This window comes from Acinetobacter sp. ANC 5045 (assembly GCF_004331005.1).
GTDB lineage: Bacteria > Pseudomonadota > Gammaproteobacteria > Pseudomonadales > Moraxellaceae > Acinetobacter > Acinetobacter towneri.
This window is the reverse complement of sequence record NZ_SJNS01000002.1, coordinates 34,392-55,654: the sequence shown is the minus strand read 5'-3', so window position 1 is coordinate 55,654 and position 21,263 is coordinate 34,392. Positions and strand designations below refer to the sequence as shown.

Sequence of the window (21,263 nt, the reverse complement as noted above, 5' to 3'; positions counted from 1 at the left end):
TAGATTCGTACTACACATCTTTAAATTTTGGCTGTGATCTGTGATCTCGTTTCGGTTAACATCACCGTGTCATATCTTTCTGATATATTTGTATGAAAAACCATCAAAAACAATATTTTTCTGTATTTATACGGCTTTGCACTTAAAAAATATCCACAAAATCTGCGGATAAATCTTGGGATAACTCAAGATCGGCTCTTTCTCTGTTATTTTTTGATCGTTTTAATCGAGATGTTTTCTATTCCAATGACATAAAAAAACGCCCACAATTGTGAGCGTTTAAGTGTTATCAATTCATTAAATATAATAACTGGTCTTGGTCATGAGCTTGGAAATCGCAGTCATGGTCAAACGTACAGGTACAGGCAAATCTACACCACCTGCTTTGAGCGCCGTATCGCGATGATGCAATTCATCTTCATTCATTTGGACTAGAATTTTACGTGAACGATCATCTTGTTCAGGCAATTGGCTAATATGATGTTCTAAATGCAAGCTGACTTGACGTTCAGTTTCTGCCACAAAACCCAAACTGTATTTATCGCCCGCAATACCTGCAATTGCACCCATCCCAAAAGACAAGCCATACCATACAGGATTAAGCAAACTGGTGTGACTGTCTAACTCTTTTAAGCGGTCTTCGCACCACGCCAAATGGTCTTGTTCTTCAATTGCAGCCTGTTCTATTTCACGACGTACATTGGGCAATTTCGCAGTTAAAGCTTGACCGTGATATAAGGCTTGTGCACAGACTTCACCACTATGGTTTACTCGCATTAAGCCTGCAACATGACGTGCTTCACTCACAGCCAATTTGGTTTCAACCGTATTGCCCGGGTTTTCACGTTGAGCCGAAGTTGTGCCAGGTACTAAACTACGTAAGGCTTGGTCAAATGAATGAATAAACTTGTCGATGCCTGTGTAATGACGCATGAAATTAATCCTCCAAAGAGTCCTGTGCAGTATCTAACATTGGCTTGAGCTTTAACAAGAGCCAAAAGGTGAAAACAGCACTTAAAACAGCCGTAATACTAAATAAAATTTTTAAATCAATTTTTAAAATGCTTAAAATTAAAATCGAAAAAATGGCAGATGACACCATAAATACCGCATTTAAAATATTGTTGGCTGCGACCACACGTGCGCGGTGCGAGCGAGGGGAATAGGCTTGCATCATGGCATACAAGGGCACAATGTAAAAACCGCCACTAATGCCGAGTAAAGTGACTGCGCACATGACATGATAATAACTCCAGTCTTGCTGAAAGACTTCGGCTAAGCCCAATAGCGCACCTGTTTTTTCTGGTACAAAAGCCAATGCGCCTGCCAAATAAAAAGCAAAGACGGTTAAACCGACTGCGCCAATAGGCACCATTTTAATATTAACGTCTGTACCGCCTATTTTACGGCAGAGCAAAGAACCCACACCGATACCGACAGAAAAGAGCGTCAGTAATAAACTCACCACGTTTTCAGAAGCATGCAAGTTTTGTTGAGTGAGTTGTGGAATTTGGGTTAAATACGTTGCCCCATAAAACCAATACCAAGAGTTTCCAAGTAAGATCAAAAAAATCATCGGCAGGCTTTTGGCATATTTTAAAGTCTGGAAACTGGTGCGGAAAAAATTCCAGTCAATTTGAATGTCGGGTGCCGTGACGCGCTGCGTCAGCACAAAACGACTTGAGGCATAACCAATTAGTGCAATAATCACCACAGTTAAGCTAATCCAGACTAAATTGCCTGCAGATACCGAAATCACTGCACCGCCTAAAATCATCCCCAATAAAATTGCAATGGATGTACCTGACTGGAAAATTGCATTGCCCGACATCAGTTCATGCGGTTTGAGTACTTCAGGCAAAATGGCATATTTGATTGGGCCAAAAAAGGTCGATTGTGCACCCATTAAAAACAAGGCCATCAGCAACAGCCACAAATTTCCTAAAATAAAACCAACGGTACCAATCAGCATGATGACAATTTCAAGCAGTTTGATGGCACGCACCAATTGGGCACGTTCATACTTGTCTGCTAATTGTCCTGCGGTGGCAGAAAAAATAAAATACGGCAAAATAAACAACAAGGCTGCTAAATTATTCAAGGTGCTGACATTTGCAGATTGCTGGCTAATCAGACCATAGGTAAAGACTAAAAGCAGCGCTTGTTTATACACGTTATCATTGAGTGCGCCAAAAAATTGAGTGAGAAACGTCGGCAAAAAGCGACGACTCCTCAACAAATGTTCATTTTTTTCCATGCGTGATTAACTTCGTTTAGTTTTATTAAGAAATGTGACCGCTTGATATAATAGTACAGAAAATCATGTATGATGTTTCAAGTCTTTTCACTGATGAAAAAATCAAATAAATTGGTGTTTGTACGCGGGTTCATTGGGGTTTTTCCATAAAAATTAAATCAGTTTAGAGTTTTTTATGCTTGTAAATACAAACTTTAAAAAATCAGTACTGTGTTCCAGTATGCATGCAATTTTATGCTGGAATATGCCGAAAAAGCTCGGACTAAGTCTGTTTTTAGGTTTAGTTGCATCTTCAAGTTTTGCAGAAAGTCTTACTGTACCCAATTCAAACGCTCAGCTTGCTGAAAATCCTGTACCGCTACAGACTCCAACTGCAGAAGAAGTACAAAATTTAGCTGCAGAAATTAAACAACTGGCAGCAGCACTAGGTAAAGACAGTGCCCAAGATCTACAAAAAATAGAAGAAGCTTTAGAGCAAGCGCAAACACCTGAATTTAATAGTCTAGAAATGCTGCAACAGCAACAACAGGCAGGGGCATCTTTTGCTGAATTTCAGCCTATCGAATTTGAAGACTTAGAAGATTTACCCATTGCACCTGTAGATCAGGGGCTTGCCAATGAAATTTTTCAGGTGGCAGAACAAGCCAAACAAGAAGCGATGCTAGACCGCAATGGTCAAGTGCCAGAAACGTTGGTTAAAGACGCAACACAGCAGGAGCTACTGCAAATTGATCAAGCGCCTGTAAATGTCGATCAGCTCATAACCAATATTCAGGCAGACAGTAATTTTGTAGTGGAAGCCAATCCTAACGATACCTTAATGGCTGAATTGGGCTGGATGACGCAGGTGGAAAATGCCGATAAACCCGGTTTTTTCAGACGTTTACTGTATAAAGTCCGTCCACCGCGTGAGCTAAATACAGCCAAAGTGCCGCGTATTAGTGCAGATGTGGTCATTACCGCAAATGGTGTCAATGGTACACAAAACTCAATTGGAGAAGTGTCGCCCGATGCTTATCGTACAGCGGTGGATCATTTAAGTGCCAATATTAAGGCCAAACTGTCCAGTTTTACCCAGGAGTCTTTTGCAGATTTTCCATCGGCATTGCCGCAACTGCGTACGTTGTCAAATCAGGCTGCGCAGGCGGTGGGTTTTTATAATGCCGAGTTTAAGTTTGAAAAACTCAGTGATAGCCGCGTGCGTGTGCAGGTTGTGCCAAATCCACCTGTGGCGATTAAACAGCAAAATATTGAATTTACAGGTGAAGGACAATACGAGGCACAATTTCAGGTTATTGGTGTCTTGCCTGATCAAGAAGTAGATGATGTGTTTAATCATGGTTTGTATGAGCAAACCAAAAAACGAATTACCGATGCCGCTTCAGATAACGGTTATTTTGACAGTTACTGGCGTTTGCATGACGTTAAAGTCGCTCAACCTCAAAATACAGCCGATATCAATTTACGTTATGAAACAGGCGAGCGTTATAAACTCGGAAATGTTGAATTTCGTATGAGCGATCCAAATCAAGAATTCCCTTTGGATATGGATATTCTGCAAAGTATGGTCACTTGGCAGGACAATGCTGACTATACTTTTTGGCGTGTAAATGGTTTGGCCAATAACCTCACCAACTCGCGTTATTTCAACTACACCTTAGTTGATACGATCCGTCCTGATCCTGTAGAGCATCCTTTGGAATTGCCACCTGATATTCAGGCTTTGGTCGATCAACAAAAAATCTCAGTTTACGATGCCACAGTCGTCGATCAAAAACGGGTGGTGTCATCTCAGGAAGTGACGCAATCTGTGGTGAACGAAGCTGAATTTGCTGGCACAGAAGAAGGTGCGAGCAACGATAAGCTGCGCATGCTACAAGCACAGCAAGAAGACAAACAATCAGAAGAAGAACGCTTAAAACAGCAAGCACGCATAGACAAAAAAATTCCTGTGATTGTGACTTTAAATGCAGACCGCTTAAATAGTGCCGAAGTCGGTGCAGGTTACGGAACTGACACAGGCGTGCGTTTGCGTGGGCAATATCGCCGTGCCATTGTCAATAAACGTGGTCACTCTTTCGATGCCAACTTAGAGCTTTCGCAAATTCGTCAAGCCATTGATGGACGTTATAATATTCCTTATAACCATCCCTTGAATGATTATGTCGCGTTGGTTGGCGGTTATGAGCGTGAAGAACGTGACGATGTTGCACAAGGTGGCGGCTTGATGATTGAATCTGCGGTTGCAGGTGTAGACCGTGTGATTAAAAACCCAATGGGCAGTTGGCAACATACTTTTGGCTTGCGTTATCGACTGGATCGCTTAACTGAAGATGGCACTGTATTTTTGGAAAAAGTGCCTGATGCGTTTATTGCCAATGGTGATGTCGAGCAACAATCGTTATTGCTTGGCTATGAAGTTTCACGTACCGACAGTAACCGTCGTGTTAACCCAAGCAAAGGTTTCCGCCAAATTTATAAAATAGAACTGGGGAGTGAATCACTGCTCAGCGATGCAGATTTAGCCATTCTAAATGCAGGTTGGCGTTTTATTTATTCATTGGGTGAAAATGACGATCATCAGTTTGTCGGACGCAGTGACTTAGGTTATATCTACACCGAAGATTTTAATAAAGTGCCTTATAATTTGCGTTATTTTACTGGTGGTGACCAGTCTTTACGTGGCTTTGACTACAAGTCTTTAACACCACAAATTGAAGGCTTTAAAATTGGAGGTCAGGCTTTGGCGGTTGGTTCATTAGAATATAACTATCAATTTAAAGAGGGGTGGCGCGCAGCAGTATTTAGTGATTTTGGTAATGCTTACGATAAAGACTTTAGCAACGACACCGAATATAGCGTAGGTTTGGGGGTACGTTGGGCATCACCAATTGGCCCAATTCGGATTGATGTGGCTTCTGGTATTTCAGATGATAACCATCCAATCCGTTTACATTTCTTTATTGGCTCTCAACTATAAATTTAAGACTTAGAGAACATTATGGCTGAAGTTGAACAGCAACCAGAAACTCCAGTAACGCCACCTAAAAAGCGTCGAATACTCAGGAGTGTTTTACTGTCACTGCTGTTGATGCTGGTTTTATTGGTGTCCGCTTTGGTGGTGATGTTCTCAACAGACCGTGGCTCAAAGTTCTTATTAGACAGCGTATTGCAGCGCCAAGAAATTATTCATTATGAATATGAAGGCGGTAATTTATGGCGCGGGATTATTCTGCGCAATATCATCGTCAGTTTAAAACCTGTTGATGTCAAAATTGACCGTGCCGATGTCATTCTTGGTTGGCGTGCCATTTTAGATAAAGAAATCCATCTCAATCGTGCCGATGTGCGTAATCTGCGGATTTATCCGAAAGGCCCACCAAGTGATGATCCATTCAAATTCAATGAAATTCGCTTACCTTTTGTTTTGCGTTTAGATACTGCCGATGTCGATCATTTATTGATTCAAACCGCTTCTGGTACGCAGGTCGATTTTTACGATATTCATTTAAATAATGCCTTATGGTCAGGTACAGAACTGAAATTTGAAGATTCCAATATGGATATGGGATATTTGAATGTACGCAATGCCACAGGCGATATGAAATTTGAAGGTAAATATCCGCTTAATGTGGTGGGTGATTTAAATATTCCATCTTTACATAACAGCTTAAATATTCACGATATTAAAGTGGTGGGTAAAGGCACACTCGACACGATTCAGGCGGGTGTTGCAACAAATACGCCTGACTTGCTCACGGGATGGGTGGTGCTGCATCCAATGCGTAAGCAAGTGCCAATGTTTGGTGAGTTACAATTTAAAAACTACCGTTGGCCTATTTTGACCGAGCAGGAGCTTTTTACCCAAGCAGGTGCAGCCAAATTTAAAGGTGATATCAAGCGTTTAGATATTGATGTCAATACGGATTTGAGCGGTAAACACATCCCTAAAGGTCAATATACAGGTTTGATGTATACCGACTTAGTTCATCAACTGAATATCAGCAATTTAAATGCACAACTTATGCAAGGTGCTGCCAATGTAGCGGGCATTGTCAGTTGGGATAAAAAAGTCAATTGGGATTTAACAGGACGTCTGGATAAAATTAATCCTAAAGATCCACTAATTCCTCAAGTGGTCAAAGACTTTTTACCGCCAAGTTTAGATGCCAATTTAGCATCTAAAGGTCATTTGGAAAAAGGCACACACTTAACTGCACAAGTCGATTTTGACCAATATGAAACTTGGAATTTAAAACTCGATCAAAAACCTGCGCAGGGCAAAGCGGCAAATCCGATGTTGCTTGATGTGCGCTGGAACAACATAGACCGTGCTGTGCCGTATGTGGGTTGGTTAAAAAGTGAATTGGGTGATGTGCAAATGGCCTTGGTAGAAGGTCAGCAAGATATTTTTGTGGCGAGTAAAGTCAGCACACATGAAAAAACCATGTTACCTGCGGGCATGTACCAAGCCAAATTGAATTTAAAGAATAATCGTTTAAATATTCCTAATTTTAAATTTGATACTGCAGATAGTCATTTGGCAGGCAGCGCCGTCATTGATTTACCAACTGATAAACGTCAGTTGAAATGGAATGCGGTATTGGCTGCGAAAAACTTTAATCCGCAAAGTATCAGCACCGCAGCACCTGTTAATGTGTTAAATGGGCAGTTTAAAGCCAATGGTTTTGCATTGCCGAATCAGCAAATTATTCATTTGAAAGATATTAATTTGACAGGGCGTTTGGTCAATCAAAATGAAAACGTACATTTAACTGGGCAAAGCACCATCGCTTTATTGTTCCATGATGTGAAAGCTGGTGGTGGCTTTAAAAGTTTTGCCGTGAATTATGATGGTGGGTTAAATGCCAGTGCCATTCAAGGCAGTGAAGGACATTTAAAACTAAAATTATCGGGTACGCCGGAACTAATTAAAATTAGCGACTTACGCCATAATGGTGTTGCAGGGCAAATTGTGGCGGATGGTTTGCTGCATTTGAATAATGGCATAGGTTGGAATTTAAATGCCTCATTAATTCGCTTTAAGCCGCACTATTTTGTGTCCAGTGTGCGTGGTGAATTATCGGGCAATATCCGCACTCAAGGTATTTGGTCAGACACTCAAAAACGGATCAACATTGAACATCTGAATTTGGCAGGCATGCTCAATAATAAACCTGTACGTGGTACGGGGAATTTAGCCATGTTGATTGATGCCAATCAAAAAGGCTTTTTACCTCAACAGTTTGAAGCCAATAATCTATTTTTGTCTTATGCCAAAAATCAGTTACAAGCAACGGGCAATGCACAAAATCTGCGTATTAAAGTCAATGCGCCTGCTTTATACGAAATCTATTCGGGTTTGCGTGGACGTGCTTATGGCTATATCAATGTGCAGTCGCAGCCACGCTTACAAGCCACCGCCAATTTTGCAGTTGATCAGTTCAGCCTCAATAATATTTTCAGCGTGCGTAAGTTGCGCTTACAAGGTGAATTGCCAACTTCTGAAAATACGCCAACGCTGATGACGGCATCCATGGAAAATTTACGCAGTGGTAACCGTGGCATTGAGCAAGGGCAGATTTCTTTAGCAGGCACACGTCAGGCGCATATTTTAAAACTGGAAGCTGAAAATAAGTTGAGTAAGTTTTATGTGCAATTGGCGGGTGGTTTAAATGCACAAAATGATTGGATGGGACAAATTCAGAAAGGGGATTTTGACTCCTTAAGAACCCATTTGGCACAGCGCCAAAACGCGGCCGTGATTTATCAACACAAAACCAGTGAGCTGTATGTTGGTGCGCATTGTTGGATGAGTCAGCAAAGCCAATTGTGTTTTGATCAACCTATTCGTGTGAGTAAAACCAAAGCCAATGCATCATTTGTGACTCAAAACTTAGACTTAAATGACTTTTCTGCATTTATGCCTGAAGGTTTGGCGATTACAGGCAAGGTTAATGGGTATGCCAAAGCGGCGTGGGCAAAAGGACAGAAGCCAAAAATTGATGCACATTTGGTCACGCGTGATGGCGTCATTGGACTTGCTGCGGACGATCCACAAGATATAGGCTCAACCTTGCGCTATGAACAAGTGGCTGTGGTCGCAAAAAGCATTGCCGAAGGCTTGAAATTACGCATAGATGTGAAAACACCTGAAATTGGTACAGGTTATGCCAATGTGCTGATTGATCCTTACACTAAAAACATGCCAATGCGCGGTGAAATTGCCTTTGATCAGGTACAACTTAAAGTTTTTAAACCGTTTATTGCCGATGTGCGCTCAATGGCAGGCATTTTGTCCTTTGCTGGCAAGATCAATGGGACTTTAACTTCACCATTGCTCACAGGTGAAATGCGCCTGAAAGATGGTGCGATCAGCATGATTTCGTTACCTGTAAATCTGACCAATGTGCAGGTCTATTCCTCTATCCGCCAAGATCAAGCCAGCATTAATGGCGCATTTAACAGCGGTGGTGGTGTAGGGCGTTTAACGGGCAGTGTGGATTGGAAAAATGATCCGCGTATTCAGTTAAATTTAAACGGTAAAGACTTATTAATTCGTCAAGCACCGCTAATTACTGCAATGATTACGCCAGATGTATCCTTAGATGTTTTACCTTTCCAGAAAAAACTGAGTTTAAAAGGACGTGTAGATGTACCTCGGGCTTTAATTTCTATGCCTGAAGTGTCTGCACCTGTGGTTAACGTGTCTTCGGATGTGCGTGTGGTACATGAAGGACAAGATCAACTGGCATTATTACGTTCAGCTCGTCCATGGGATATTCGTGCCGATCTTGAATTGAATTTGGGTGATCGGGTCATTTTCCAAGGTTTCAATAGCCGTATTCCACTGATTGGACGTTTGTATTTATCTCAACGTGGTTTAGAAACTGCGATGCGTGCCAATGGTGCGATTGGGGTCAGCCAGCGTGTGAAAATTGAAGCCTATGGACAAAGTCTGGATTTGAACCGTGCCATTGCGCGTTTTAATGGCCCAATTTCTAACCCAACTTTAGATATGGATGCCAATAAAAATGTACAGGGCAGCATGGTCGGCTTTAGAGTTACAGGCACAGCCAGCAGTCCGAACATTCAGGTCTATAACGATGCAGGCTTATCTGAACAAGAAGCATTAAATGCTTTGATCACAGGTCGTATCAATGAAGGTACCAGTGGTTTAAGTCAGACCGAAAGCTTTAAGTCAGACGTCAACAATACTATTGCAGCGGCAGGTATTAGTATGGGATTGGGTGGTACACGTGCCTTGACCAATCAAATTGGACGTACATTCGGTTTAAGTGGTTTGGCACTTGATGCCCAAGGTACAGGCGATGATACCCAAGTCAGTTTGACGGGTTATATCACCCCAGACTTGTTTATTCGTTATGGTGTGGGGGTTTTCACACCTGTCAATAAATTGACTTTGCGTTATCAAATGAATAAGCGACTGTACTTAGAAGCCAGCCAAGCTTTAGAACGCGCAGTGGATATTTTCTATAACTGGCGCTTCTAACGGCAACCTCACTTAAAAATGCGTTCTATCAGAGCGCATTTTTTAAGCTTGTGCATGGATAGTTTCGTATTTATGTCAACTTTTGATTATCATAAGCACAACAGGAGAGCTTCAATGAAAAAGATTTTGGTGGTGACTGCAGTGCTTGCATTAATGGGTTGTGCAGAAAAGAAACCCTTAACCCCTGAAGAACAATGGCAAGGCTATTGCCGAAGTGTTGGCAATGCTGCGCGTACCATCATGCTAGATCGTCAAAATGCGATTGAAAAAGAACGTGCCATTGAGCATGCCAATAAAATTGAAGATGACATTACTCGTAATTTTATTTTAGAGATTATTGAGCAAGTCTATGCATTGCCACTTGAAGAAATTAATGGTGATGTTGATGCTGCACGTGAAAAAGTCCGTACGCAATTTACTGAAAAATGTATCGCGACCCCGCATGATAAAATGCCTGATTACAAACCGTTCTAAAAGAACGGTTTTTTTATGAATTAAAATCGAAATATGTTTTAAGGTTTTACTGTCTTTTATCAAGAAATAGCCTAAGTAAATCAAACGTCTAAAACTAAAATAATCAACAAATAAATTGTGACAAGTTCTAAATCTTAAAACTGGCAAAGCTTATCCTTTTCATGAATAATTAAAAAGATAACAAAAACAGTAGGAGCGCATAATGGAAGTGGTTGCTTACCTGCATAATGCAGATTTGCTCTTAGAAGATGAACAAGGTGTCGCGGTAATTGGCGGTAGTCATTATGTTTTAAGTTTAGGTGATCGGGTGTATTTACGTCAGCAAATTGATGCACCTGCAAAGATATATCAAGTTCAAATTTCATTTACCAGTGCAGAACACTGTATGCTGCATGAAGATGAAATTCAACTCAAGTTTGAAGGTAGTCGCGAACAATTACAGCACTATCTTCAAGCCACAACAGTACACTAAGGTGGAATATCATTCATTCATTAGAACAGGCAACATGAGTGTTGCCTTTTTTACGAGTTAAACTTTAGGCGAAAAGTTAGTGTACATACAGACAAAGTTAAAATTAAGTCGTGTTTTGCCTGTAAATTGAACAATATGCGCATCATTTAGTTATAAAATAATGGGCATCACAAAGAAACACTCTAGTTGCATTAACTTTTAACCAGAAGTTTAGTAAAATTTTGCAGTCCATATTGTTTGTGATGCTTTAAAAGCAGGAATTCACAAATAATTTTTTAAAAAAGAGGAATAACACCGTGCTAGAAGCTTACCGCCAACACGTTGAAGAACGTGCCGCACTCGGAGTCCCACCGAAGCCACTTGATGATGTGCAAACAGCTGCATTAGTTGAATTATTAAAAAATCCACCAGCAGGCGAAGAAGCTTATTTGGTTGATTTGATTGAAAACCGTGTACCTGCAGGTGTTGACCAAGCGGCATACGTTAAAGCTGCTTTCTTAGCTGCTGTAGCAAAAGGTGAAGCAACCTCTCCACTCGTTTCTAAAGAGCGCGCAGTTTACTTACTAGGTACAATGCTTGGTGGTTATAACGTAGCACCTTTAGTAGAGCTTTTAGACAATGCTGAATTGGCTGGCTTAGCAGCTGAAGCATTGAAAAACACTTTGCTTGTATTTGATGCGTTCCATGACGTAGCAGACAAAGCAAAAGCAGGTAACGAAAACGCGAAAGCAGTTTTACAATCTTGGGCTGATGCTGAATGGTTCACTAGCCGTAAAGATGTACCTGAAGAAATCAAACTTACAGTGTTCAAAGTTACTGGCGAAACCAACACTGACGACTTGTCACCTGCACAAGACGCTTGGAGCCGTCCAGACATTCCATTGCACGCAAATGCAATGTTGAAAAACGTACGTGATGGCATCAACCCAGAAGTTCCTGGTGAAGTTGGTCCATTAAACCAAATCAAAGACCTTATCGCGAAAGGCAACCAAGTTGCTTACGTAGGTGACGTTGTTGGTACAGGTTCTTCTCGTAAGTCTGCAACTAACTCTGTACTTTGGTTCTTCGGTGACGAAATCGCGCACATTCCAAACAAAAAAGATGGCGGCTACTGCTTAGGTGGTAAAATTGCGCCAATCTTCTTTAACACAATGGAAGATGCGGGTGCTTTACCAGTAGAAATCGACGTTTCTAATATGAACATGGGTGATGAAATCACTCTTAAAATCGACCATGCTGCTGCTAAAGTAACAGCGTTCAAAGACGGCGCACAAATCGCTGAATCTGAACTTAAAACTCCAGTGCTTCTAGACGAAGTACGTGCAGGCGGTCGTATTAACTTGATCGTTGGTCGTGGTTTGACAGCTAAAGCGCGTGAAGCTTTAGGTCTTGCACCATCTACTTTGTTCCGTACTCCAGTACAACCTGAAAACACAGGCAAAGGCTTCACTCAAGCTCAAAAAATGGTAGGTCGCGCTTGTGGTCTTCCAGAAGGTCAAGGTGTTCGTCCAGGTACTTACTGCGAACCTAAGATGACTACTGTTGGTTCTCAAGATACAACAGGTCCAATGACACGTGACGAATTAAAAGATTTAGCTTGTTTAGGTTTCTCTGCAGACTTAGTAATGCAATCTTTCTGTCACACAGCTGCGTATCCAAAACCAGTTGACGTTCAAATGCAACACACGCTTCCTGACTTCATCATGAACCGTGGTGGTGTTTCTTTACGTCCAGGTGACGGTATTATCCACTCTTGGTTAAACCGTATGCTTCTTCCAGATACAGTAGGTACTGGTGGTGACTCGCATACTCGTTTCCCAATTGGTATTTCTTTCCCAGCGGGTTCTGGTCTTGTAGCGTTCGCTGCAGCAACTGGTGTTATGCCACTTGACATGCCTGAGTCTGTACTTGTGAAGTTCAAAGGTAAAATGCAGCCTGGTATCACTTTACGTGACCTTGTACATGCGATTCCTTACTACGCAATTAAAGAAGGTGACTTAACTGTAGAGAAGAAAGGTAAGAAAAACATCTTCTCTGGTCGTATCTTAGAAATCGACTTAACAGAAATGGAAACTGACTTAACAGTTGAACAAGCATTTGAATTGTCTGATGCTTCTGCTGAGCGTTCAGCTGCAGGTTGTTCTATCACACTTTCTGAAGAGAAAGTTGCTGAATACCTTCGTTCAAACATCACCATGCTTAAGTGGATGATTTCTGAAGGTTATGGCGATGCGCGTACTATGGCTCGTCGTGTTGAGAACATGGAAAAATGGTTAGCGAACCCATCACTTCTTAAAGCTGATGCTGACGCTGAATACACTAAAGTGTATGAAATTGACCTTGCAGACATCAAAGAACCAATCCTTTGCTGCCCGAACGACCCAGATGATGCAAAACTTCTTTCTGACGTTCAAGGCGACAAAATTGATGAAGTATTCATCGGTTCTTGTATGACAAACATCGGTCACTTCCGTGCTGCTGGTAAGTTATTAGACAAAGTTCCTGGTGGTTCTTTATCTACTCGTCTATGGTTAGCGCCTCCAACTCGTATGGACGAGCGTCAACTTATGGAAGAAGGCTTCTATAACACTTACGGTAAAGCGGGTGCGCGTACAGAAATGCCAGGTTGTTCATTATGTATGGGTAACCAAGCACGTGTAGCACCGAACACAACTGTAGTATCTACTTCTACACGTAACTTCCCGAACCGTTTAGGTCAAGGTGCAAACGTTTACTTAGCTTCTGCTGAGCTTGCATCTGTTGCAGCGGTACTTGGTAAGTTACCAACACCAGAAGAATACCAACAGTACGCTTCTCAAATCGACAGCATGTCTGCTGACATCTACAAGTACTTGAACTTTGACCAGATGGAAAGCTACACAGACGCTGCTGCGAATGTAGACACCAAGAAAATTGCTGCTGCTCAGTTGACCTAAGTTAGGAAAAGCAAACGCAAGAGCAAATCTATGATTTGTTCGAGTGTTGAGCGATAAGCAAGATCAAATAAGGGCTGATTATTCAGCCCTTATTTTTATGTGTAAAATTTCAATCTAATAATGAATGACATTTAAAACAGCATAGATTGTGATATTTCAGCTTGCCTAGCTGATTTTAAAAATAGGGGCGTAAGCTATGAAATAAATTAGGATTTAACTTATTAAAACAGTATAAATTTGCCTATCAATACCGTTCGTCATAAAATAATGTAAACTGCGTCACAAAATATAATGGATTAATGCTGGTATTCAATTTTAATTATAATTTTTGGTAAAAACTTTATTGAAATGAACTGCTTAGTTTTAATTTTAATGAAATTGGATATTTTTTAATAACTTACTATAATGATTGTAAAATTATGTAATTAAAATGTGTCATATTATTAATGCATTGACCAATTAAAAAAATTTTGCGTCTCTCTTTAAATATGAAACTGGGTTGTTTTTATGAATTTAATAGAAACAGTTTTTGACTTTAAAGCGCTTTCAATGCAGCAGCAATCGTATTTTTTTGAAAAAATTTATCAATTCGATCAAAAAATCTTTCCAAATTCTAGTTTAGAAGAATTTAAAGCCTTTGTTTATGACCCCGATGCAATCGCAGTCACGGTTATTCAATATCATGATCGAGATCAAGTGGTTGGGCAAAATGTTATTCCTTTTATTTTGATTCATTATAATGAACAGCCTATGCATGTGGTCAATTCACGAGCGGGTTTTTTGTCTGAATATCAAAAACAAAATTTGACGATTCCAAGTGCAGTCAAAGCCATGTTGAATCGACGCTTAAAAAATCCATTTATTCCATTGTGGTTTGTGATTAGCATTAATCAACCGAAGATTTATTCTTTGTTTGCTTCGCGTTCTAAAAGTTTTTTCCCAAGAGTCGGGAAAACTATGCCTAAGGAATATCATGAAGTTTTGCAGCTTATGGCGGCACGGTATCCTGAAATTCAAAAGCGCGGTGAAGGCGTATATGTGCATGAAACTCATTCTCCAGCACGAAGTTTTGAGCAACTGATGCATTTGAGAATTCCGCAAGATGTACATTCCAATTTCTTTTTGCAGCACGCGCCTGATTATTTTGATGGTTGGGGCATTATGTGTATTTGTAAATTAGACGGTAAAACTTTATCTGAAACGGCACTCAATTTAGCACTAAACAGAAAAGTGGATTAGGTGCTTATCACATCGAAAAACTGTAATCCTCTGTACGTATCCTGTTGACTCTATACTGCAGTAGATGATGAATTTGGGCAGTGATGGGGTGTAACCATCATCTTCACCAAAGTTTTATTGAGTGAAATAATGATCTTGATGTTTGCAGTTGCGACAAAATAAGGACACATAATTTTCTGCGTCATAATCGACAGTCAGTTCATCCGATCCGCAGTGCATACAGCGTTTAAGTGAATAAAATTTAAGTCGTGCTTCAATTTTTCGCCAAGAACGCCACACAGGTTGAAAGAAAATCCTTTCGTCATAACCCAAAAAGCGGAAGAATAAAATTTCGCTCATATAGCTGAAAGGCAAATTAGGCGGGCGTGGCAGGGTAGAGGTCTCCCATTTTTCAGCCACTGACCGTTCTCGGTATTGCTGCACAGTCTTTTTCAGTAAATTGGTATTAATAAAGTTTTCATTACGCGGTTTGAGTGCTTTTTGTTGGTATAAAAATTCCAAAGCAGTTTGCACCAAGTAATAAATTTGCCCAACCGCCAAGACATCTAAAAGTCGGTAGCAAAAGCTCTGAAAACTATGGTTGCCCGCAATTTGTATTCCCCAAGTCCGACAATAAAATTGCATAAACTGCACAATCTCTTGATACAGCAATAAATACAGCGCATCTTTGACTTCATCTGCTGTTTTGAACGGTGTGCCCATACTCAGATTTTCATAAAACCAATAACGTAATTGTTGTGCAATGCTGAATAAGCTTGGTTCAGAATAACCATCTAAACGGACATTGATATAATATTGCTGCGCATTTTCCGCAAAATCTTTGGCAATTAATATTTGCTCTTTTAGCAAATGTTTGATCATGCCGTGCTGGAAAAAATAGTTGGGGGTAATATTTAAATACTTGATTTTTTCCCAATCTATAAATTCTTCATGTGGAATATGTTCCTGTGCATGCTGATCTAAAATACTCAATAAAAATAATTTATCTATAAAACGCAGCTGATTTAATTCGCGTTCAGGTGCATCCTGTTTTTTGAATTTTTGTTGTTCTTGCAAGCGGGTTTCCGCCATGATTTTTTTGCGTTGTTGGGTACAGCTTGCGCAATGACAGTTTTGTTGTTGGCTATTTTGAAAGATGCGATGTTCACAATGACTACATTGGTGAAAATTTAATTCCTGCTCATATTGTTCTGCTTCTACCCAATACATAGATGCCTGACACAAAGGGCATAATGTGCTTTCATCTAATTGTTTTTGCAGAATTTGTAGCATTGTGAAATAGAAGCTCAAGTAAATCGTGATATGTCATTATACATGGCTTGTGTACTGAAAGGTGGAAGCTTCTGTGCTTTTGATCATCATCAAAATTAGCCTGTGTTGGTCGTATTTGAAGTGAAGTTGCATATCAAAATATTAAATTTACGCGTAATAGCAATACAGGTATTGATTTAAACAGTCTGCTTTTATGTTACTTGTACAGGATTAATCCAGATAGGATTGAAAAGCTTGGGTTGAGCGCCCATATAAATCAGCATTGTTGAACAAGACTGAAATAGATTGTGCGCAGACAGATGTTGAAAGTTGTCGTATGATCATTGCAACTTTACAAAAACAAGCGCATCGCCACAAAGAATGAGGACAAGATGAATATTGCAGCAAATCCTATGGTTGAAGCCAGCCAAACTATCTATTTAAAAGACTATCAAAAACCTTCATTCTTGGTAGATGCTGTAGAGCTAGATATTCAAGTCTATGCAGATTACACCCAAGTGGGTGCAACATTGAAAATGCAGCGTCAGACTGCAGGCGATTTGGTGTTATTGGGCCGTGATTTAGAATTGAAATCTATTATTTTGAATGGCACGGAATTATCGGAAAGTGACTATCAATTAGATAGTGAGCAGCTTCGCATTGCAAATGCACCTGATCAAGTCACGTTAGAAACCATCGTGATCATTCATCCTGAAAGCAATACGCAACTTGAAGGCTTATATCAGGCAAGTTCTGATTTATTTGTTACCCAAAACGAGCCTGAAGGTTTCCGTAAAATTACCTTCTATCCTGACCGCCCAGACGTATTGTCGGTATTTACCACACGTGTTGAAGCCGATAAAAAATATCCTGTGTTATTGGCAAACGGCAACTTGTTAGAAACAGGTGAAGCAGGCGAAGGTCGTCATTATGCGATTTGGCAAGACCCGACCAAAAAGCCAAGCTATTTATTTGCTTGTGTGATTGGCGATTTGGCAGTCATGAAAGACCATTATGTGACATCTGAAGGGCGTAATGTTGCACTGGAAATTTATGCAGAAGAAAAAGACATTCCAAAATGCAAAATTGCTATGCAAGCGTTAAAACATTCGATGCGTTGGGATGAAGAACACTATGGTCTGCCGTATGATTTAGATAATTATATGATTGTGGCGACCAGTGCCTTCAATATGGGCGCAATGGAAAATAAAGGTCTGAATATTTTCAATACGTCATGTGTATTGGCCGATGAAGAATACACCACAGATGCCGCAATTATGCGCGTACAGTCCGTGATTGCGCATGAATATTTTCATAACTGGACAGGTAACCGTATTACTTGCCGCGATTGGTTCCAGTTGTGTTTAAAAGAAGGTTTAACGGTGTTCCGTGACCAATCTTTCTCTGAAGATTTACAGTCTGCCGCAGTACAGCGTATTGATGATGTGGCGGTGCTCAAAGCACATCAATTCCCCGAAGATTCTGGCCCGTTATCGCACCCGCCACGTCCAGATCATTTTGTAGAAATTAATAACTTCTATACCGCAACAGTCTATGAAAAAGGTGCGGAAATTAACCGCATGATGTCGACTTTACTCGGTAAAGAAAAATTCCGTAAAGGTAGTGATGAATATTTCCGTCGTCATGATGGACAAGCAGTCACGGTTGAAGATTGGGTCAATGCTTTAAGCGCAGGTTCAGGTGTCGATTTATCTAATTTCCTGACTTGGTACAATCAACCAGGCACACCAAAGCTTGAAGTGCAAGGCGAATACGATGCGGCTGCGCAGGTTTATCGTTTAAATTTAAAACAAAGTCTGAAAAGCAATGCCAAATATCCAAACTTAAAAGCATTGCCTATTCCTGTTGCATTGGCATTGTTCAATGCAGAAACAGGCGAGCAATATATTTTGCAGTCTGAAGCTTTGGTTGAAAACTCAGTAAAAGATGGTGTGTATTTGTTTGATCAGGCACAAGCAAGTATTGAATTTAGCGGTATAACTGCGCATCCCGTTGTTTCTTTATTGCGTAATTTTTCTGCACCTGTGAATTTAGAATTTAACTATTCTAATGATGAATTGGCATTTTTAATGCAGCACGAAACCAATGGCTTTAACCAGTGGCAGGCGACTCAGACTCTATTGGAACGTATTTTATTGGAAGAACATGCAGCAGATACTTATTTGCAAGCCATGAAAAATACAGTACCTGCTTTAATTGAAAAAGATCCTTTGTTGGCATCACGTATTTTTGATGTACCTTCTGAAGGCTATTTGGGCAGCCGTATTGATCAAAATTATCAACCTGAAAAAATTCAGCAACAACGCAATGCGCTGTTAGATACATTGGCGCGCGAACTTGGTGCATTCTGCAAAGAAACCTATTTAAGCCTTGATCCAGACATGCAGCAAGATTTCTCTCAGGCAATGGGTGTACGTGCTTTAAAGAATATCATGTTGGCGTTAATGGCACGTCAGGGCGATGCCGAAGCGTTTGAGCTGGCAAAGCAGCAATACCAAACAACTCGAAATATGTCTGAGCGTTTAGGGGCATTGCGTGTCTTGGTGTGGAATGATGCACCGCAAGCCAAAGCTGCTTTGGAAGATTTTTATACACGTTTTAAAGATGAAGCTTTAGCACTTGATCAATGGTTTATGGTTCAAGCTTCACATCCAAAAGCGACAGCTGAAACCATTCAGGCTTTAACTGCACATCCTGATTATGATTTGGGTACACCTAACCGTATTCGTTCAGTCAGTGGTGGTTTAAATAGCAACCCTGTGAATACATGGAGTTTTGGTGTTCAGCATTTTATTGACTTAGCCAAGTATTTAGATGAGAAAAACCCAATTGTAGGTTCGCGTTTATTGCAGGTGTTGTCGCGTTGGTACACTTTGGCAGAGCCACAACGTAACCAAGTGCAAGCAGCGTTGCTAAATTTGCAGTCTGTGGTGAAATCTAAAAACGTGGTTGAAACCCTAAATAGTATGTTAGAGGTTTAAGTTAAAAAACTAAAAGCCATTTCATCAATTCGTTGAAATGGCTTTTTTGTGGCTGGAATACATTAAAAATAATCTAGCTTAGTCACAGCGAATTTGATATTCATTTTTATAGTTGGTGTAAGTTTCATTTAATTCAGCAAGTAATTTTTTCTCGTTATATTGCCGATCTTCAGGTTTAGAATTTTTAAGTACAATTGGCATATATTCATGTTTGTAAATCTGCGTATATTCTTCACAAATAATATGTTTGCGCTCATCTGCAGAATAGTTATCTAAATCGCGAAGCAAGATTTCATTCATTTTGGTATTGATGAGATCGAGTTCATCAAACATGCTTGGGGCTTGATCTGACGGTTGGGATGGGGAACAGCCGAAAGTGATAAAGCTACATATCAGAACGTAAACCCACTGCTTCACATTGACCCCAATGATAAAAAATCAAATTTATATTATAGCCTTAAAAGCGTAAAATTTAAGTGAATAGTCAGTTTTATTGGCAGTGAAATCAATTGAATGACAGTGTGTCGATTTTGTGTATTTAGACAATATGGCTGACTTGGGAAATGCAGTTTTATGTGTTAGTTTTGATGAAAATGAATGTTTTTCTGCGCTGAATTTCTGCAGATGAGTATCTAAAAAATCACGAAAAATTGAGGCATGAAATGGCTAAACATTATGACTATTTGGTAATTGGGGCAGGAAGTGGTGGTATTGCTTCGGCCAATCGCGCGGCGCAATATGGTAAAAAATGTGCATTAATTGAAGTTGCAGATTTGGGCGGGACTTGTGTCAATGTGGGGTGTGTGCCTAAAAAAGTGATGTGGTATTCTGCGCAAATCGCCGATGCTATTCAAAAATACGGCCCAGATTATGGTTTTAATACTGAATTAAAATCGCATGATTGGAATACGTTAATTCAAAATCGTCAAGCTTATATTCAGCGTATCCATGCATCGTATCAATCAGGTTTAGCTAAAAACAATGTTGATGTGATTCAGGGCTTTGCTCGTTTTGTAAATGAAAAAACAGTTGAAGTAAATCAGCAGCAATACACTGCAGATCACATTTTAATAGCCACAGGAACTGAGCCAACACGTCCAGATATTGAAGGGGCAGAGCTAGGAATTGATTCAAACGGTTTCTTTGAATTGCAACAATTACCAAAACGCACGGCAATTGTCGGTTCGGGTTATATTGCCGTAGAGTTAGCAGGTGTTTTAAATGGGTTGGGTTCAGAAGTTGGATTGTTTATTCGTAAACAATTGCCGCTGCGTAGTTTAGATCAATTTTTAGGTGAAACATTACTTGAATGTATGCGTGATGAACATATCCAAGTGCATACGCAAGCCATTCCAAAGAAAGTCACTCGCCAAGCGGATCAGTCTTTGTTATTACATCTTGAAGATGGTTCACAGCATGAGGTCGATTGTCTGATTTGGGCAGTTGGACGTAAACCAAATACACAAGCATTGAACTTGGCTGCTGCAAATGTGCAGATTGATGAAAAAGGATATATCGCAGTAGATCAATTCCAAAATACCAGCCAAGCAGGTATTTATGCGGTGGGCGATATTATTGGAAAAATTGAGCTGACACCCGTTGCTGTTGCCGCAGGACGTAAATTGTCTGAACGTTTATTCAATCACAAACCAAATGAATATTTAGATTATCAAAATGTTGCCACGGTGGTCTTTAGTCATCCGCCTATTGGTACGGTGGGTTTAAGTGAAGCGCAAGCCATTGAACAGTTTGGGCAAGATCAGGTCAAAGTCTATCAATCTTCTTTTACCTCAATGTACACGGCTGTAACTCAGCATCGTCAAGTGTCTAAAATGAAATTGGTCTGCGTTGGTGATGAACAGAAAGTCGTGGGCGTGCATGGTATTGGCTATGGCATGGATGAAATTTTGCAAGGTTTTGCAGTCGCGGTCAAAATGGGCGCGACCAAGCAAGATTTTGACAATACTGTCGCAATTCATCCAACTGCTGCAGAAGAATTTGTGACTATGCGCTAATGGAGTAGCGTAGTCGCACACAAAGAGTATGGGTTAAAAAAATCCATACTCTTTTTTATTTTTGAAATTTGTAGATAAAAAATCAGAAGATAAACGTCAGAAAG

General features: G+C 40.3%; 12 protein-coding genes. 8 read left to right on the top strand and 4 right to left on the bottom strand.

What is annotated here, in order from left to right; all coding sequences use genetic code 11:
- Positions 1-297: 297 nt before the first annotated feature.
- Together coq7 and E0H79_RS03215 are read right to left on the bottom strand one after the other, a co-directional pair.
- A complete protein-coding gene (gene coq7, locus E0H79_RS03220) occupies positions 298-933 on the bottom strand; it encodes a 2-polyprenyl-3-methyl-6-methoxy-1,4-benzoquinone monooxygenase (RefSeq protein ID WP_131260805.1) in 636 nt (211 codons plus the stop codon).
- A gap of 4 nt (positions 934-937) precedes the next feature.
- On the bottom strand, positions 938-2,257 hold the full coding sequence (locus tag E0H79_RS03215; RefSeq protein ID WP_131260804.1) for an MFS transporter: 1,320 nt from the start codon (positions 2,255-2,257) through the stop codon (positions 938-940).
- Positions 2,258-2,432: 175 nt separating this feature from the next.
- Here E0H79_RS03215 and E0H79_RS03210 point away from each other — a divergent pair, with 175 nt between their 5' ends.
- From E0H79_RS03210 to E0H79_RS03185, 6 genes are all read left to right on the top strand, one after another.
- Positions 2,433-5,237, top strand: coding sequence for an autotransporter assembly complex protein TamA (locus tag E0H79_RS03210; protein WP_131260803.1), 2,805 nt, complete (start codon positions 2,433-2,435; stop codon positions 5,235-5,237).
- A gap of 21 nt (positions 5,238-5,258) precedes the next feature.
- On the top strand, positions 5,259-9,770 hold the full coding sequence (locus E0H79_RS03205) for a translocation/assembly module TamB domain-containing protein (protein WP_131260802.1): 4,512 nt from the start codon (positions 5,259-5,261) through the stop codon (positions 9,768-9,770).
- A gap of 114 nt (positions 9,771-9,884) precedes the next feature.
- Entirely contained in the window at positions 9,885-10,244 is a 360-nt protein-coding gene (locus E0H79_RS03200; protein WP_004973219.1) for a hypothetical protein, read from the top strand.
- Between the two features lie 202 nt (positions 10,245-10,446).
- Complete coding sequence (locus E0H79_RS03195; protein WP_004973220.1) at positions 10,447-10,716, top strand: hypothetical protein; 270 nt, start codon at positions 10,447-10,449, stop codon at positions 10,714-10,716.
- A gap of 296 nt (positions 10,717-11,012) precedes the next feature.
- Positions 11,013-13,652, top strand: coding sequence for a bifunctional aconitate hydratase 2/2-methylisocitrate dehydratase (locus tag E0H79_RS03190; protein ID WP_096900892.1), 2,640 nt, complete (start codon positions 11,013-11,015; stop codon positions 13,650-13,652).
- Positions 13,653-14,159: 507 nt separating this feature from the next.
- Positions 14,160-14,891: a hypothetical protein gene (locus tag E0H79_RS03185; protein ID WP_004973230.1), complete on the top strand. Its 732-nt coding sequence runs from the start codon at positions 14,160-14,162 to the stop codon at positions 14,889-14,891.
- A 114-nt stretch (positions 14,892-15,005) separates the two neighbouring features.
- Here E0H79_RS03185 and E0H79_RS03180 read toward each other — a convergent pair whose 3' ends face one another.
- Positions 15,006-16,163 (bottom strand): hypothetical protein, encoded by a 1,158-nt coding sequence (locus tag E0H79_RS03180; RefSeq protein ID WP_004973232.1) that lies wholly within the window; start codon positions 16,161-16,163, stop codon positions 15,006-15,008.
- 371 nt (positions 16,164-16,534) lie between these two features.
- Between E0H79_RS03180 and pepN the strand changes: the two genes are divergently transcribed.
- Positions 16,535-19,144 (top strand): aminopeptidase N, encoded by a 2,610-nt coding sequence (gene pepN, locus E0H79_RS03175; RefSeq protein ID WP_131260801.1) that lies wholly within the window; start codon positions 16,535-16,537, stop codon positions 19,142-19,144.
- Between the two features lie 78 nt (positions 19,145-19,222).
- On the opposite strand, the gene E0H79_RS03170 is transcribed toward pepN, so the two are convergent.
- Positions 19,223-19,477 (bottom strand): hypothetical protein, encoded by a 255-nt coding sequence (locus tag E0H79_RS03170; protein ID WP_004973239.1) that lies wholly within the window; start codon positions 19,475-19,477, stop codon positions 19,223-19,225.
- Positions 19,478-19,806: 329 nt separating this feature from the next.
- Between E0H79_RS03170 and gorA the strand changes: the two genes are divergently transcribed.
- Positions 19,807-21,159, top strand: a complete 1,353-nt coding sequence (gene gorA, locus E0H79_RS03165; protein WP_096900890.1) for a glutathione-disulfide reductase — start codon at positions 19,807-19,809, stop codon at positions 21,157-21,159.
- Positions 21,160-21,263: the final 104 nt, after the last annotated feature.

Excerpts from the sequence above, each read along its gene's own strand:
- coq7 (WP_131260805.1), bottom strand. The coding sequence starts at position 933 with ATGCGTCATTACACAGGCATCGACAAGTTTATTCATTCATTTGACCAA.
- E0H79_RS03215 (WP_131260804.1), bottom strand. The coding sequence starts at position 2,257 with ATGGAAAAAAATGAACATTTGTTGAGGAGTCGTCGCTTTTTGCCGACG.
- E0H79_RS03210 (WP_131260803.1), top strand. The coding sequence starts at position 2,433 with ATGCTTGTAAATACAAACTTTAAAAAATCAGTACTGTGTTCCAGTATG.
- E0H79_RS03205 (WP_131260802.1), top strand. The coding sequence starts at position 5,259 with ATGGCTGAAGTTGAACAGCAACCAGAAACTCCAGTAACGCCACCTAAA.
- E0H79_RS03200 (WP_004973219.1), top strand. The coding sequence starts at position 9,885 with ATGAAAAAGATTTTGGTGGTGACTGCAGTGCTTGCATTAATGGGTTGT.
- E0H79_RS03195 (WP_004973220.1), top strand. The coding sequence starts at position 10,447 with ATGGAAGTGGTTGCTTACCTGCATAATGCAGATTTGCTCTTAGAAGAT.
- E0H79_RS03185 (WP_004973230.1), top strand. The coding sequence starts at position 14,160 with ATGAATTTAATAGAAACAGTTTTTGACTTTAAAGCGCTTTCAATGCAG.
- E0H79_RS03180 (WP_004973232.1), bottom strand. The coding sequence starts at position 16,163 with ATGCTACAAATTCTGCAAAAACAATTAGATGAAAGCACATTATGCCCT.
- pepN (WP_131260801.1), top strand. The coding sequence starts at position 16,535 with ATGAATATTGCAGCAAATCCTATGGTTGAAGCCAGCCAAACTATCTAT.
- E0H79_RS03170 (WP_004973239.1), bottom strand. The coding sequence starts at position 19,477 with ATGTTTGATGAACTCGATCTCATCAATACCAAAATGAATGAAATCTTG.
- gorA (WP_096900890.1), top strand. The coding sequence starts at position 19,807 with ATGGCTAAACATTATGACTATTTGGTAATTGGGGCAGGAAGTGGTGGT.